Source organism: Flavobacterium lacustre (genome assembly GCF_027474525.2).
Taxonomy (GTDB): domain Bacteria; phylum Bacteroidota; class Bacteroidia; order Flavobacteriales; family Flavobacteriaceae; genus Flavobacterium; species Flavobacterium lacustre.
In genome coordinates this window covers 690,499-703,256 of sequence record NZ_CP114882.2, presented here as the reverse complement: position 1 = coordinate 703,256, position 12,758 = coordinate 690,499, and the positions used below count along the sequence as shown (strand labels likewise).

The 12,758-nt window shown below is 34.4% G+C and carries 13 protein-coding genes; 2 read left to right on the top strand and 11 right to left on the bottom strand.

Annotation, left to right across the window (positions count from 1 at the left end; all coding sequences use genetic code 11):
- Nucleotides 1-4: 4 nt before the first annotated feature.
- From O6P34_RS03215 to O6P34_RS03200, 4 genes are all read right to left on the bottom strand, one after another.
- A complete protein-coding gene (locus O6P34_RS03215; RefSeq protein WP_269685888.1) occupies nt 5-1,351 on the bottom strand; it encodes a deoxyguanosinetriphosphate triphosphohydrolase in 1,347 nt (448 codons plus the stop codon).
- Between the two features lie 143 nt (nt 1,352-1,494).
- Nucleotides 1,495-1,965 (bottom strand): RDD family protein, encoded by a 471-nt coding sequence (locus O6P34_RS03210; protein ID WP_269685887.1) that lies wholly within the window; start codon nt 1,963-1,965, stop codon nt 1,495-1,497.
- Between the two features lie 229 nt (nt 1,966-2,194).
- Nucleotides 2,195-2,572, bottom strand: a complete 378-nt coding sequence (locus O6P34_RS03205; RefSeq protein ID WP_269685886.1) for a DUF3127 domain-containing protein — start codon at nt 2,570-2,572, stop codon at nt 2,195-2,197.
- A 29-nt stretch (nt 2,573-2,601) separates the two neighbouring features.
- Complete coding sequence (locus tag O6P34_RS03200; RefSeq protein WP_269685885.1) at nt 2,602-3,480, bottom strand: flavin reductase family protein; 879 nt, start codon at nt 3,478-3,480, stop codon at nt 2,602-2,604.
- Between the two features lie 187 nt (nt 3,481-3,667).
- Between O6P34_RS03200 and O6P34_RS03195 the strand changes: the two genes are divergently transcribed.
- Nucleotides 3,668-4,813 (top strand): sensor histidine kinase, encoded by a 1,146-nt coding sequence (locus O6P34_RS03195; protein ID WP_269685884.1) that lies wholly within the window; start codon nt 3,668-3,670, stop codon nt 4,811-4,813.
- 52 nt (nt 4,814-4,865) lie between these two features.
- Here O6P34_RS03195 and O6P34_RS03190 read toward each other — a convergent pair whose 3' ends face one another.
- A complete protein-coding gene (locus O6P34_RS03190; protein ID WP_269685883.1) occupies nt 4,866-5,255 on the bottom strand; it encodes an HIT family protein in 390 nt (129 codons plus the stop codon).
- Between the two features lie 44 nt (nt 5,256-5,299).
- Nucleotides 5,300-5,776, bottom strand: a complete 477-nt coding sequence (gene greA, locus O6P34_RS03185; RefSeq protein ID WP_269685882.1) for a transcription elongation factor GreA — start codon at nt 5,774-5,776, stop codon at nt 5,300-5,302.
- A 163-nt stretch (nt 5,777-5,939) separates the two neighbouring features.
- Between greA and O6P34_RS03180 the strand changes: the two genes are divergently transcribed.
- Entirely contained in the window at nt 5,940-6,359 is a 420-nt protein-coding gene (locus O6P34_RS03180; protein WP_269685881.1) for a Rieske (2Fe-2S) protein, read from the top strand.
- A gap of 63 nt (nt 6,360-6,422) precedes the next feature.
- Here the strand turns inward: O6P34_RS03180 and O6P34_RS03175 are convergent, their stop codons facing one another.
- The 5 genes from O6P34_RS03175 to O6P34_RS03155 form a co-directional block, all read right to left on the bottom strand.
- Nucleotides 6,423-8,549, bottom strand: coding sequence for a TonB-dependent receptor (locus tag O6P34_RS03175; RefSeq protein ID WP_432419584.1), 2,127 nt, complete (start codon nt 8,547-8,549; stop codon nt 6,423-6,425).
- 304 nt (nt 8,550-8,853) lie between these two features.
- On the bottom strand, nt 8,854-9,258 hold the full coding sequence (arfB, locus tag O6P34_RS03170; RefSeq protein WP_269685880.1) for an alternative ribosome rescue aminoacyl-tRNA hydrolase ArfB: 405 nt from the start codon (nt 9,256-9,258) through the stop codon (nt 8,854-8,856).
- A gap of 25 nt (nt 9,259-9,283) precedes the next feature.
- The gene (locus tag O6P34_RS03165; protein ID WP_269685879.1) at nt 9,284-11,410 is read right to left on the bottom strand and encodes a DUF4301 family protein; all 2,127 of its coding nucleotides are present in this window, start codon (nt 11,408-11,410) and stop codon (nt 9,284-9,286) included.
- Nucleotides 11,359-11,994, bottom strand: coding sequence for a nicotinamide riboside transporter PnuC (pnuC, locus tag O6P34_RS03160; protein ID WP_269685878.1), 636 nt, complete (start codon nt 11,992-11,994; stop codon nt 11,359-11,361). The genes O6P34_RS03165 and pnuC overlap by 52 nt, the downstream gene beginning before the upstream one ends.
- Complete coding sequence (locus O6P34_RS03155) at nt 11,987-12,721, bottom strand: geranylgeranylglyceryl/heptaprenylglyceryl phosphate synthase (protein ID WP_269685877.1); 735 nt, start codon at nt 12,719-12,721, stop codon at nt 11,987-11,989. Before O6P34_RS03155 ends, pnuC begins: the two co-directional genes overlap by 8 nt.
- Nucleotides 12,722-12,758: the final 37 nt, after the last annotated feature.

Genomic DNA, 12,758 nt, shown 5'->3' with positions numbered 1-12,758 from the left:
CTAATTAGGTTTTTTTTCTGCCGTTAATCGTGTCGTATAATTCTAATGCGTTTCCATCGGTTAACATGGAAACATAATGGCATATGTGAAGCAATCTTTCGTAGACATTGTCTTTTTCTAAATCATGTTTTTCGGGTAACATCTTCAAAATTAATTTGTCGTAATTGGAAGCTGTTCCGTTGTATTTATTGTTAAATGCCGTTATGAATTTATCCAATAAAGTTTGAATAATTTGGTACCCTACAATCTCTTTTTCGATTACTTCTCGGCTCTGATAAATGTTTTTGACGCTGATGTTGATAATGTCATCCATTTGTGCTTTGAACTTGCTTTTATCGGTTAAAGCATACGGAAAATTACCGTTTAAGATGTCAGGTTCATTTTCGATAAAAACTTTCACGGCATCATTGATTAAACTTCCAATTGCTAAAGCTCTCAAATAACTGATACGGTCTTCTTTGGTCGTCAGTGTTTTGTATTTGGCGGTATCAATGGCGTCTTTGACCAGTTTTATCAAGTATTCTAAAGCAAATTCTTCTTGAACCAGTCCTAAATTGATTCCATCTTCAAAGTCAATTATGGTGTAGCAAATATCATCGGCAGCTTCGACCAAATAGGCTAGAGGATGTCTTTCAAAACCAATATCGTCGCCTGATTTATTTGGAATCATTCCCATATCGGCAGCGACATTTTCAAAAAATGCTTTGTCGGTTTGAAAAAAGCCATATTTTTTATCTGCGATATTTTTGGTTGGTTTTTTAGGCAAACTTTCTTTCGGGTATTTCATAAAAGCACCTAAAGTGGCATATGAAATGCGCAGTCCGCCTTCAATTCCCGGACGACTTGCTGTAAGTACCGAAAAACCATTGGCGTTTCCTTCAAAATCAATTAAATCCTGCCATTGTTTTGCGGATAATTGGTCTTTAAATTGTTGTCCGTTTCCAATAGAAAAATACTCGCCAATAGCTTTTTCACCCGAATGGCCAAAAGGAGGATTTCCAATATCGTGGGCCAACGAGGCCGCAGCTACAATAGCTCCAAAATCATTCATGTGATAGCCATGAACTTCTTTGAGATGCGGATATTTTTCGATTATTTTTTTACCAACCAATCGTCCTAAAGAACGTCCTACCACCGAAACTTCTAAACTGTGCGTTAATCTGGTGTGCACAAAATCAGTTTTAGAAAGCGGAATAACCTGGGTTTTATCCTGTAAACTTCTAAAAGCGGAGGAAAAGATAATTCGGTCATAATCGACTTCAAAACCCAAGCGGGTGTCGTCTTGTTCTACACGTAATCTTTTGCCTTTGTCGCCTTGTCTTTTTAATGATAAAAGTTGTTCCCAGTTCATACTTGGATTTATATTTAAGTTTTCATTTGATTTCTGATGCACAAATGTACAAAGAGAAAGATGATTTGTTGTAAAATAAAAACAGCCATCAAATAGGACAGCTGTTTTATAAAGGTATTTATTTTTATATGATTTTTAAGGAATTATGTCCATTCTTTTTTTTCGACAAAAGGATGTTTTTTTACTACATAAGTTCCAGAAATTCTATCGTGCCAACCTCTTGGAGAAAATCCTAAAAAGGTAAAAATATCAATTGGAATTAATCGGCAGAAAGTGCGCATAAAAATAGTTTTATTGTCTGGTTTTGAGCCATCTTTCATCACCACAATTGTTTTTGTAAAATACTTGGCCAAGGACCGGGAGAAATAAATCTCGGTCAGGCTGTAATAAAAAAGCCCAATTATAATTCCAACTAAACTTTGCTCTATTACATCAGTGTTTTTAATCCGTTCTGATAAGTCGTAGTTATTTGTTAAATCGGCAATTATAGTAATTGTAGTTCCTATTCCGAGCAGAAGTGCGTATTGAATAGCTAAGTCGATAGTGAAATTCAGAAAACGCTGGCTATGAGTAGCTAATAAATCTGAAGTAACTGAAAAGTTTTTATTTTCCATTTTTATTGTTTTTAAAGTGTAATAACAAGTCAACTGGATGCAAACAGAACGAACTCAAATTTAGTGAATTAATTTCAAAACTTACGAGCTATAGCGTCTTTATTATGGTTTTTTTGGCATAAAATAAGATGCTGAAAGCCTTATTGTGTCTGGTTTTAGATAGATAAAATATAAAACCCGATAACGGTAACGCTATCGGGTTTGTGTATCATCAGAAAACCTTTTTTGATTAGAAAGGTAAATCGTCCGGTTCGTCTTCGTTAAGGTTTGTTGCCGGTGCAAAAGCTTCAGCAGCTGGCATTGGCGGTGTTTGAGCAGAAGGTGCTTCAGCTTGAAGTTTTGAAATTCTCCATCCTTGAATAGTATTGAAATATACAGTTTCTCCTTGTGGATTTGTCCATTCTCTACCTCTTAAATTGATGTCGATTTTTACAGGTTCTCCTGCTTGAAAATTATTCAACAAGTCACATTTGTCTTGAACAAACTGAACCAAAATATGTTGTGGATACTGTTCGTCTGTTGTAACAACAACATCTCTTTTTTTGAATCCTGCAGAACCAACTTCTTTCGTTTGGTCAATCATTTTTATTTTCCCTGTAACTTCCATCTTTGTTGTTTTTAATTGTTATTATGGTTTTATTTTTTTTGTGCCAAAAGTACTTTCCATGCAGAAATAACGTCGTTATTGTCCAGGTATTTTCGGGCTTCCAAATGTACTTTTTCCTGGTCATCTGAGCTTAAAACTCCTTTTACTGAAAAATTTTGTTTTACAAATATACTAACTTCTTCTGTTGTAGGCAAGGCTTCTATGTTTCCTAACATGCCTAAATAATTTCCGTTGAAAATAGGGCTTTCTTTTATAAAATTCGGAATAGCATCCACTCCAATTCCTAAGGTTGTCAGCGGTTTTGCAACTTCAAAAAGTCCTTGATTTGATCTGGAATACCAATTTTTACCCAATCTCGAAACCAAATCTATTTTATGTTGGTCAATAGCTCCATTTTCGTCCAAAACGGATTCGGCGATATGAATTCTCACGACTTCGCAAATGACTAAATTTCCGGCTCCGCCATCATTTCCCAAAGCAATAATTTCATTTACTTTGCATTCAAATTGCACCGGAGATTCCTTAACTCTGTAGGGTTTTACCAGTTCCGAAGGCATTGGTGTAAACCCGGATTTTAAAAACTCATTGATACCTTGTGCATATTCTGTACTGGCCAATGAAGTTTGTTGAGCCATGTCATAATTCACCACATTAATAACGACTTCGCGCGTTGCTTCGGCATTAATTAAGGTATGTTTTATAGAATTATCCCTAACTCTTCTGGCTGGTGAGAAAACAAGAATGGGCGGGTTAGCGCTGAATACATTGAAAAAACTAAAAGGCGATAAATTGGGAATTCCATTTGTGCCAATAGTGCTTGCAAAAGCAATAGGTCGCGGTCCTACCGAACTTTGTAAATAGCCCTGTAATTTTGCAGTTTCAATTTTTTTAGGGTCTATAGTAATCATACGATTTTTTTTTATCCTGAAAGAAGTTTCGGAACATACAAAAGTAAGCAAATCGATTAAGTTTGAAAAACTAGAGCCGCTTTTTAAAAATAAAAATAGCGACTCTTTTTTTAACAAAAATACTTTCGGGATGGCCTAAAATCTTTTTATAATTATTTCGTTATATTTATAATCAAAATTTTAATTTATGACTTTTTTCGAACGAAGAATTTCAACCCGTTGGGTCATCATTTTTGCTTCTTTCTTGATCATTTCCTTGATTCTTTGGAACACTTATACTTTTTTTCAAATTTTTAAAAATGAGGAGCGTCTAAAAATGAACCTTTGGGCAAATGCGCAAAAAACATTGATAAATGCCGGTGAAAATACCGATGTGGAACTGCCTCTTCAAATATTCAGTAACAATACTTCAATTCCTATTATAGTTACGGAGAATGACAGCATCATTAATACGGTAAATATCGAGGAATCTGTTGTAAAAGATAAAAGGCTTGCGATTGCTTTTTTGAACAATTTGAAAAATGAAAATGATCCTATTGTCATTGAATATGCTCCTGGAAAATCACAAAATTTATATTACGGAAATTCCGCATTATTGAATAAACTGAAATATTATCCAATTGCTTTGTTGCTAATTATTGTTTTGTTTGGGGCTTTGGTTTATAATTTTTACAGAAGTACCAAAATGGCTACCCAAAATAAACTTTGGGCCGGAATGGCGAAAGAAACGGCACATCAAATTGGTACGCCACTTTCGTCATTAATTGGTTGGGTGGAACTCTTGAAAGCTGAAAATGTAGATGAATCCACTACTTTAGAAATAGAAAAAGACATTGACAGATTACAAACTATAACCGATCGATTTTCGAAAATTGGTTCGGAACCTAAATTAGAACCCAAAGATATCATCGCCGAAACATTTCAATCTTATGATTATTTGCAATCGCGGTTTTCTAAGCAAGTGGAGTTTTCTTATCGAGCGCCAGAACATCCAATTATGGTATCGTTAAATCCTACGTTACACAGTTGGACTATAGAAAATTTGGTAAAAAACGCTATTGATGCCATGAAAGGCAAGGGTAAATTAAATTTGGAAGTGTTTCAGGAAGGTGATTATGTAAAAATAAATGTTTGGGATACCGGAGGCGGAATTCAGAAAAAACAATTCAAAACGGTTTTTGAACCCGGTTTTACAACCAAAAAAAGAGGTTGGGGTTTAGGACTTTCTTTAACTAAGAGAATTGTTGAGGAGTATCACAAAGGAACTATAAAAGTGCTGAATTCCGAGATTGGGAAAGGCACAACAATGCAGATTTCGTATAAATGCAAATAAATTTCACGAATTATCTTTGATTTTTAGTCGTGTTAATCCGTGAACTTTAGGCTTACAAATTTGCTTGAATGCTTTTGGCTAAAGCTTCAAATTCTTCTTTTGTCATGGACACTTTGTTTTGAAAACGAATTTCATCCATTTCGTTCAAAGGAATCAGGTGAACGTGCGCGTGAGGAACTTCAAGTCCGATAACTGCCATTCCGATTCTTTTACACGGAACTGTTTTTTCTAAGGCGATGGCAATTTTTTTGGAAAACTGCATTAAACCAATATACAAATCATCTTCGATATCAAAGATTTTGTTTATTTCTTGTTTTGGAATACAAAGTGTATGTCCTTTTGCATTTGGATTTACATCCAAAAAAGCCAAAAAGTTTTCATCTTCGGCGATTTTGTAACAAGGAATTTCTCCGTTTATGATTTTTGTAAAAATACTTGACATTGTGAAATGGGTTAATTGTTTGAATCAATTAAATCGGTATCTGTTTAGTCTCTGGAAATTTCTAAAATTTCAAATTTCAAAACACCATTTGGAACTGTAATTTCGGCTACTTCGCCTACTTTTTTTCCTAGTAATCCTTTTCCGATTGGTGAGGTTACAGAGATTTTTCCTGTTTTCAGGTCGGCTTCACTTTCGGCTACCAAGGTATATTTCATCTCCATTCCATTGGTTTGGTTCTTGATTTTTACATTGGATAATACTAAAACTTTAGAAACGTCTAAATGAGTTTCGTCAATTAATCGTGCATTAGAATGTACTTCTTCCAGTTTGGCAATTCTCATTTCTAACATGCCTTGTGCTTCTTTTGCTGCGTCATATTCCGCATTTTCAGACAAGTCACCTTTGTCTCTTGCTTCAGCTATATCTGCGGATGCTTTTGGACGCATCACACTTTTTAAATAATCTAATTCTTCTCGTAATTTTTTTAATCCTTCTGCGGTGTAATAAGATACTTTACTCATAACTTCATCGTTTATATAAATAGAAAAAATCCCATCAGGACGGGATTTCTTTCCACAAAGATACTATTATTTTTTATAGTCTATAAATATATGTTAATCATATACATTTCAAATGTAAATAAAATTAAATTTGTTTTACCAATTCTTTCATCATATTTCACAAATGAAAAAATACATCCTTTTATTCCTTGTTGTTTCTTTGTTCTTTTCGTGTAGTAACAATGATTTTAATAACAGTAATCCTTATATACCTAATTATACGGTTGCGTTAACTATCAATTTGAATTTACCGGCTTATTCGAACCTTCGCTATGTCAGTAATTCTGTTTATTATGCTGGTCAGGGTGCTAAAGGGATTATTATTTTTAATACTTCGGGAACGACTTTTAATGCCTTTGATGCAGCTTGTCCTAATCAAGCTTTGAGTTCTTGTTCTACGATGACAATAAACGGGATTAATGCAGTTTGTGCTTGCGACAATGCTTCTTATAATTTATTTACAGGTTTGGCTACCGGCAAACAATATCCAATGAAACAATATCGGGTGGAGGTAAGCGGAAATCTGCTTCGGGTTTATAATTAATTGTAGTTAAACAAGAAATCCTGATAGCGAACCATCAGGATTTTTAGTTATAAAATAAAATAATTAAAATTTCAACGTTAATCCGGCTAAGAAATTGATTCCGGCTTGCGGATAATAATACGGATAAACATCCCACATATATCCGTTAGAAACATATTTTTTGTCTAGAAAATTATTGACTAAACCAGTTATTACAATCGAATTAAAGACTGATTTAGGTTTTATTTCGTAGGCAATATTTAAATCAGTAACAAAATAATCAGCCAGTTTTGCTGCAGGTAATTCAATATTATTCATGTATTGTTTGCCAACAAATTTTTGTAACCAAGAAATATTTAGATTATCAACCGGAGAATACACTAAAATATTCCCGACAATAACCGATGGAGAATAGGCAATATCAGTAGTTCCGTAGTTTTCTCCTTCTACCGCTAAATCAATATTTTTATTGCTGCTTAAAGTAAAATTTGGACGAACCATAAATTCCTCTGAAAGCGAAATGGTTGCATCAACTTCTAGTCCCAAACGGTAACTTTTTTCACTGTTTGCACGAATTGGACTTCCTACATCATCTAATTTTCCTGTCAAAATCAGCTGATCTTTATACGCCATATAATATACATTCGAGTTGAATTTTACTTTGTCGCCTTCAAATCTCCAACCCAATTCAAAGTCGTTTAGTTTTTCAGGTTTAGCATTTCCGCCTTCATAATCGGTTCTGTTCGGCTCGCGATTGGCTCTTGCATAAGAAAGATATAAGGTGCTTTTGTCATTAACAGTATAGTTTAAACCTGCTTTTGGATTAAAAAAATTGAAACTGTCATTTACTAATCCGGTATCGTAACTATTGGCTTTGTAATGTACATTTCGAAGTTGTAAATCTCCAAATAAACTTATTTTTTCGCTAATTTGATAATTGACTTTCGCAAAAACAGTTCCGTCAGTTTTGGTAGCAAAATCATCATAATAATGATCTCCCAATTCACTTTGAGATGCAAATCTGGCCCAAATTACTTTTCCAAAATGAGCACCTTCGTATTTGTTATAACCACCACCAAAAATTACATCTAGTTTTTCTTCTTTGTAATTAGCAGAAAATGTAGTTCCGTAAAAATCATTATCCAACCATTTCTGACGAATCAAATCTGTTGTTACAACTGTACCAAGAGGCAATAATCCGTAATCTGAAAAATCGGCATCTTCTTTGTAATTTTCATAAAAACCTTTTCCTTTCGTGTAATGAAAAGCCAGGTTTGTACTCCATTTTTCGTTTAGTTTTTCGTTCCAATGCAACTGATAATGATCTTGTTGGTAATTATCGGTTTCATTGTCATAAAAACGCGTCTGACCTGATTCGTCCGTAAAGATTCCAGCGGAGTTAAAAGTTCGGTCGCTGTTTAATGTTTCGGCATCGGTTCCGTTCCAAGATTGGTACGTTTTTTCTTTTCCGCCAAAAGCCAATGCTTTGATTAAAGTGGTTTTTCCAACATAAGTTCCTTGCAGAAAATACGATTTCAAATCAGAACTCGCTCGGTCAATATAACCGTCCGTTTTTAAGGTTGACAATCGACCTGCAATTTCAAAATGATCGTTCATCAAACCTGTACTGAATTTCACCGTGTGTTTGTGTGTGTTAAAGCTACCAATGGAGTTCGAAATTTCGCCAGTTGCTTTTTTTGCATAAGAATCGGTCAGCATATTTAAGCTGGCGCCAAATGCTCCGGCACCATTTGTAGACGTTCCCACACCGCGCTGTAACTGAATACTTTCTAATGACGAGGCGAAATCGGGCATGTTTACCCAATACGTTCCATGGCTTTCGGAATCGTTATACGGAATTCCGTTAATCGTAACATTTACCCGAGTTGCATCGCTTCCACGTACTCGAATTCCGGTATAACCCACGCCATTTCCAGCATCGGAAGTGGTAACAACCGAAGGTAAATAATTCATCAGAATAGGAATATCTTGTCCTAAATTTCGAGATTTAATTTCATTTTTAGTCAAATTGCTAAAACTTACCGGCGTTTTTGAAGTTACCCGAACTGCCGAAACTAAGACTTCGTCGAGTTGATTTACCTTGGTAGTGTCTTTGACTTGAGAAAAAGAGATAAAAGAGGCAAGAAGAAAGATAAAAGACATGTAATAAGTCAGATTCTTGTACTTTGTAACTGTAATAATAGTATTCATCCGTAAAAAAGATTACGAATAAAAGGGGGAATTATTCTTTGGTTTAAATTAATAAATGATTGTTTCCTATGACAAATCGATAGTGTGCACGCTATTTTTTTGTCATTTTTTCCCTTAACAGCATTACCTGTTCAGGTTCGTTGGGTATGATCTCAGCTCGTTATTTAGAGCACCCCTTTGAGACAGTGCAAAGGTATAATTAAAAAGTTCAGAAATCAAAGAACAAATTTTAAAAGTGAAAGGATTTAACAAATTCTAACTCATTTCTGAAATTTATTATCTTAGAAAAAAACTTGATTTCGAATTAATCATGGTTTGGTTTTCTACGGTTTTGCTTGATTTCTGAGACGTTTTTTTTGTCTTTTATCCGTTTCCGAATCACGGATTTAGGGATTTTTGTAGCTTTCCTTATTTTTTGAATTACCAATGCATTTTTGATGAGTTCTAAGAAGCGTTTCGTTACAATCGATTTGTTTTTCAATTGACTTCTGTCTTCATCACAATTCAAAATCAGGATATCTTCGGAAGTCAATCGGGAAGCTAATTTCAATTTAATCCGTTCTTTTTCTTCCTCGGTCAATGCATTTGAGGCATTCAAATCGAAAGTCAAAACTACTTTTGAGGATACTTTGTTCACGTTTTGACCTCCCGCGCCACTACTGCGAACAGCTTTATATTGTAATTCCGAAATTATTTTTTGAGTTTCCATTTAGCTGAATTTATTTCAGTAAAAATTAATGAGGTTGGTGTGCCGGTTTTAATAAATCGTTCACGGTTTTGACCGGATTAAAAGTAATTAAAGGCACTTCGACAAAAACAGTAAGCCATTTTGCCATCGCTCCGTTCCATAATCCTGGCAATTCATAGGATTTCATTACTTTGCCCGATGTGTTTCTGGTAACAATAAAACCGGCTTCATGATCAATAAAACGAGTCAAATCAAATTTAGTTTTGTTGTAATTTTTAATACCACAAACTAAATCTACAGGGTTAAAATGAGTCGATTTAGCTAAAATTTTCTCTTGTTTAGGATTGCTTAAATCGACTTGGGAAGTTTCAACAATCTGCAAAGACAATTTGCCTTTTGTGTCTCTTATCCAAAATGGTCCGCCACCAGGTTCTCCTTCGTTTTTCACCATTCCGCAAACTCGGATTGGTCGGTCTAGTTTTGTTTTTATTTTTAAAATCTTATTTTCAAGAGTAAATTTATGGAATCCTTTTGACATTTCGATGTGAAGCTCTTCTTTCAAAAAAGTAATGATTTCCGCAATGTCATTTTCATGGATTTGATTGGTATCAATGGCTTTCAAATACGTAAATACTTGTTGCTGTAATCGGATTAAAATCCCGGCCAATGCTTTCTTACATAAAGTAACAGTCTCGACATTATTTTGAATAATATTGTCAATATTTTTTATAAAAATAATATCGGCATCTTGATTATTCAGATTTTCAATCAGAGCCCCGTGTCCGCCCGGTCTAAAAACTAATTCGTTGTTTTTGTCTCTAAACGGGTTGTTCTTACTATCAACTGTAATAGTGTCTGTTGCTTGGTTTTGATAGGAATAATCAACACTTATTTTGGTGTTTGATTGCTTTTCAATTTTATCTTTAGTCGAATTTACGATGGCTTCAAATTGTTTTTGGTGTATTTTAGAAACCGTAAAATGAAGGTTTGAATTTCCGTTTACCGTCGCATATAAAGCACATTCGTTTAAATGTTCTTCAATTGGCGTAGCAATGTGATCGGCATATTTGTGAAACGGAAGAACTCCTTTTGGTTTATTGGCAAAATCAAAATAATCAGATTGTAAAAGGAGTTTTATGAAATAATAATTTTTATAACTGTTATCTAAAGATTCAAAATCTTTGTGTTCTGAACGAAGCTTGCTGTCGAGCTCTTTAAAAAACGGAAATTTATCCATTCCGATAATAAATAGGGAAAGTTCTGTGTCTTTTTTTCGATTGATATAAGCATTTACGCTTTCGTTGTTGATGTCAAATTCAGTCAGAAATTCGTTTAAAAATTTAAACATTCTCGTAGCGGCTCCAGAGGCAGGAACGAATTTTTCAAGTATAAGATTTGATTTATTAGTGTCAAAAAACAGCGCGTTTTTCTCAAAATCTTCCGAAGATAATTTCAGAATTCCGTCATTTATAGTCGCAGGTCGATCCAAAATTGTTTTTGCAATTCCGTCTTTAAAAATTGACAATTGTTTTTGAATGTTTTGCATTGGAATTCCATGATTGTAAATTTGAACAAAATCTAGGGATGAAATTCCTGTTTCCTTTGCTAATGCTAAATCATTCAAAATAGAAATAGCGGTATTGAGTCTGGTTTCTTTGTCACCAGACAATGTAATAAATGGTTTTTTATGGTCAATTAAAGACTGTTTGAAAACAGAAAAAATAGATTCTCTTCCTTCTGGACTGTCTCTGATATCATCTTTTTCCCAAGGCACATCAATATCGGTAAGAAAAAAAAGATCGTATTGATGGGCACGAGCAGCTTTGTCCAGTAAAGTGTCGCAAAAGTCATAATACATTTCCGAAAACACTTTGGTAACCATCAAATTAGTGTCGCAAAAAAGATATTTATTTGCAATTAATGCGCTGTCATTTTCTAATTTTGTTTGGCCATAAGCAATAGGAAGCATGTCGTCAATATCGCAAATGCTTTGGTTTTTGTCCCATTTTTTTTGAAGATAATCTCGGGCATATTCAGGTACCCAAACCGTTTTGTAATGGTCTGCGAGTTGTTTTGCCAATGTAGTTTTGCCTGTACTTTCAGGTCCAAAAATGGCAATTCTTATAATTTCGGTAGCTCCGGTTTTTTGGAGTTGTTTAAGGTTTTCTTCCATTCTAAATAAGCTGAAACAGCTAAAATTGTAAAAATTAAATACTGTAAGGACAACATTCCCAGTCCGCGATAGGCATACAGCGGCACAACAATTAAGTCTCCAATAATCCAAAGCGTCCAATTCTCGATTTTCTTCTTTGCCATGTACCACATTCCTGTAAAAAATAGTCCGGAAGTAAAAATGTCTACATAATTGTCTTTATGAATCGTGTAGTCATAGTACGTATAGATGCCGAAAACTACAAAAATTGTAATTAAAAACAATAGAACTCCTATTATTTTTTCTTTAATATTGGTTCTTGTAATGGGTAAATTCATGTCGTCTTCTCCTTTTTTTGCCCATTTGTACCATCCGTAAATACTCATGATGCTGAAATATCCATTAATCATCATGTCGCCTAAATATCCTGCAATATAGAGTAAGTAAGTTGTGATTATTGTTGCGATTAAACCGGTTGGATAGACCCAGATATTTTCTTTTTTAGCATACCATACACTTAAAATGCCAAATACAAATGCCACAAACTCTAATGCAATTTGGCTCATTGGGACATCTTTGTATGCGTTCAAAAAAAACTCAATCATTTGTTGTGGTATTAGGATTAAAAAAATTAATATCTTTTTCAAAAGCAGTTCCAATAACTACTATGTCAGCTCCTGCGGCATATGCATTTTCTATGCCTTGTAAAGCTATAATTCCTCCTCCAACTACTAAAGGAATCGCGAGGTTTTCTGCAGTTTTTTTTATCATTTCTAACGGAACGGCTTTTTTTGCGCCACTTCCAGCTTCTAAATAGATTAATTTATTGCCTGACATTTCGCCTGCTTGTGCAGTTTGAACGACATAATTAATGTTATTTCGGTCTAAAGGTTTGGTTTTACTAACGCGTTCTACGGCAGTTTCGCTTCCGCTTTCTATGAGAATGTAGCCGGTTGAAATGATTTCTAAATTGGTTTTCTTTAGAATTGGAACGGCATTTACCTGATGTTCTATTAAATAATCCGGATTTCGTCCTGAAATTAGAGAAAGAAATAAAATTGCATCAGCTTCGGCTGAAATTTGGGAAGGATTTCCGGGGAACAGAACAATTGGCAAAGTGATTTTTTGCTTTAAGCGAACGATTAGTTCGTCCAGAATTGTGGTTTTGACAAGGCTTCCGCCAATGAAAATGTGAGTGGCTGGCGACAGATTAATTTTTGAGATTAAATCTTCTAATGTGCTCCAGACGATTTTATCCGGATCGAGTAGAATAGCGAGCAATTTCTCGTTTTTTGCTTTTGCTTTTAAGATATCGGAATAAATAGTTGTCATTTTTGTAGTCACGAATTCATGATTTTTTTAGTGCCGA

What these genes read in the sequence shown, in the direction of transcription:
- arfB (WP_269685880.1), bottom strand. Translation starts at nt 9,258, where the DNA reads ATGGAAACTCAAAAAATAATTTCGGAATTACAATATAAAGCTGTTCGC.
- O6P34_RS03190 (WP_269685883.1), bottom strand. Translation starts at nt 5,255, where the DNA reads ATGTCAAGTATTTTTACAAAAATCATAAACGGAGAAATTCCTTGTTAC.
- O6P34_RS03195 (WP_269685884.1), top strand. Translation starts at nt 3,668, where the DNA reads ATGACTTTTTTCGAACGAAGAATTTCAACCCGTTGGGTCATCATTTTT.
- O6P34_RS03175 (WP_432419584.1), bottom strand. Translation starts at nt 8,549, where the DNA reads ATGAATACTATTATTACAGTTACAAAGTACAAGAATCTGACTTATTAC.
- O6P34_RS03215 (WP_269685888.1), bottom strand. Translation starts at nt 1,351, where the DNA reads ATGAACTGGGAACAACTTTTATCATTAAAAAGACAAGGCGACAAAGGC.
- O6P34_RS03205 (WP_269685886.1), bottom strand. Translation starts at nt 2,572, where the DNA reads ATGGAAGTTACAGGGAAAATAAAAATGATTGACCAAACGAAAGAAGTT.
- O6P34_RS03210 (WP_269685887.1), bottom strand. Translation starts at nt 1,965, where the DNA reads ATGGAAAATAAAAACTTTTCAGTTACTTCAGATTTATTAGCTACTCAT.
- O6P34_RS03200 (WP_269685885.1), bottom strand. Translation starts at nt 3,480, where the DNA reads ATGATTACTATAGACCCTAAAAAAATTGAAACTGCAAAATTACAGGGC.
- O6P34_RS03165 (WP_269685879.1), bottom strand. Translation starts at nt 11,410, where the DNA reads ATGGAAGAAAACCTTAAACAACTCCAAAAAACCGGAGCTACCGAAATT.
- greA (WP_269685882.1), bottom strand. Translation starts at nt 5,776, where the DNA reads ATGAGTAAAGTATCTTATTACACCGCAGAAGGATTAAAAAAATTACGA.
- O6P34_RS03180 (WP_269685881.1), top strand. Translation starts at nt 5,940, where the DNA reads ATGAAAAAATACATCCTTTTATTCCTTGTTGTTTCTTTGTTCTTTTCG.
- pnuC (WP_269685878.1), bottom strand. Translation starts at nt 11,994, where the DNA reads ATGATTGAGTTTTTTTTGAACGCATACAAAGATGTCCCAATGAGCCAA.
- O6P34_RS03155 (WP_269685877.1), bottom strand. Translation starts at nt 12,721, where the DNA reads ATGACAACTATTTATTCCGATATCTTAAAAGCAAAAGCAAAAAACGAG.